General features: G+C 30.8%; 1 protein-coding gene. It reads right to left on the reverse strand.

The window, feature by feature from the left end; translation table 11 throughout:
- Positions 1-73: 73 nt before the first annotated feature.
- A complete protein-coding gene (spoIID, locus tag EG57_RS0225060; protein WP_032079791.1) occupies positions 74-1,117 on the reverse strand; it encodes a stage II sporulation protein D in 1,044 nt (347 codons plus the stop codon).
- Positions 1,118-1,205: the final 88 nt, after the last annotated feature.

Here is a 1,205-nt window from a genome sequence, read left to right on the forward strand (position 1 = left end):
ATGCCTAACGGCATGTTTTTTTGAGCAAAAAAGTTTTAAATTCCTACTAAATAAAAAAAGAGGCAATGCCTCTTTAACGTGAAATTTTACTGATTTCAACTCCAGTATAATAATGTTTTAATATTTCTTTATAGCTACTTCCAGACTTAGCCATAGCATTTGCTCCCCACTGGCTCATTCCAACACCATGACCATAACCATTACAATCTATCTCTATATTATTATCATTAAATTTAATAATAAAATTAGCAGAATTTAACCCCATAATGCTTCTAAATTCAGTACCAGATAAAGTAACTTGTCCTATTACTATCTCCTTTATTGAACCACCCTTAGTTTTGGATTTTATTTGAATTTGATTTTTTATATTGGACATCGACAAACCACAATTGGTATATTTAGAATTTATTTTATTAATGAATTCACTATATGATACTTTAACTGAACTTTCTCGTTTATATGCACTTTCTTCTCCAGAACTATTTACACTTTTTAGATAAGGAATATTATTTGAAAACACGTCTAAACAATCTTCAGTTTTACCACTACTTACAGAAAAATAATATGGTTCCATTACTAATTTATTATCATACGTCAAATATTCTCCCGAAGTTTCTTCAACTGCTTTAGTTATTTTGCTCCAATATTCCTCTCTTTTATTAACCTCCCAAGTTTTAAATCTATCTTCTTTATTCATAAAGACTTGACACTGCGTTGTGTCAGATACATCAGCTCCAGTATTACTTTTATACTTATGACCTCCAAAAGATTCCATATGGGCTAACGCAAAAGTTCTTGCTGCTACCGCCTGTGCCTTTAAAGCTTCTAAAGAAAATTCTGCTGGTACTTCAGATGCCACAACGCCTTTTACATATTCCTCCAAAGGAATTTCCTGTGCTTTATTTTCTTTTGTTATATACACATTTATTTTTACATTTTCCTTATTAAACACCACATCACTGGATTTAATAAGAAATTTAGGCATTGACTTTCCAACCTTATTACTAACTTCATCTATTTCTAATACAAATATAGATAACACTATAGCCAACACTATCCCAACAAATATCAGTAATAAAAGTTTTTTTAAATGTATTGATCCATTAATATTTTTCATATAAGTATCTCTCCTTACTTTTACCCAGTATATAGTCGCTTGCGGAATTCCGCAAGCGTTGATTCGCCTAACTTTTTAGCCGTTAGGC

The sequence above is a fragment of the Clostridium drakei genome (assembly GCF_000633595.2).
GTDB lineage: Bacteria > Bacillota > Clostridia > Clostridiales > Clostridiaceae > Clostridium_AM > Clostridium_AM drakei.

Bases quoted from the DNA above. Each gene is read 5' to 3' on its own strand.
- spoIID (WP_032079791.1), bottom strand. From the start codon at position 1,117: ATGAAAAATATTAATGGATCAATACATTTAAAAAAACTTTTATTACTG.